Annotated in this window: 1 protein-coding gene; it reads right to left on the bottom strand. The window is 31.6% G+C overall.

All coding sequences use genetic code 11. The features are described from left to right. A partial coding sequence (locus INF86_RS22260) for a hypothetical protein (protein WP_193543951.1) occupies positions 1-582 on the bottom strand: 582 nt, incomplete at both ends.

Here is a 582-nt window from a genome sequence, read left to right on the forward strand (position 1 = left end):
AAATGACACTCCCTTATCAATAGATATTGTAGATGTGATTTTTCTATTTACTCCATTGTTATTGATAATGATGTCTTGTATGCAACAATCAACATCATCCCTACCTATTTCATTATCTCGAATATTTGCTCCCTTGAAAATAATTGAAATGTCGAATTTCTTTAAATTCTCAGGAATTTCTAATACAACATGTTTACGTCTTTTGGCACCCGCAGTTTTCCCTTCGTCTATTGTTCTTATTTTCACATCACTTTTAGTTTCTATCGTAATAAATTCAATATTTGGCTTTTTATTGCCATCCATATCTTGTTTTATTAAGTCAAATTCCAGACTCTCCCAACTATCGATACTCTCTGCGTCAAAATGTTTTTTTATAAATTGAGAGCTAAATAACCCTCCAAGTTTATCTTCTAATTGACCAGGGAAATTATCGACTTGATATTTAACTAGTGAGTGAATGGTTTTATTATCATCTATCCTATTACGTATCTGTTTTTTATTTTCCCACAACTCAACAGTTGGATCTCTAAATAGCCCAAGTTTAGATAAGTCAAAGTTACCTGAGTAGACACACTCATAAAG

Origin of the sequence: Enterobacter cloacae complex sp. I1M, assembly GCF_014982425.1 — a bacterium.
GTDB lineage: Bacteria > Pseudomonadota > Gammaproteobacteria > Enterobacterales > Enterobacteriaceae > Enterobacter > Enterobacter intestinihominis.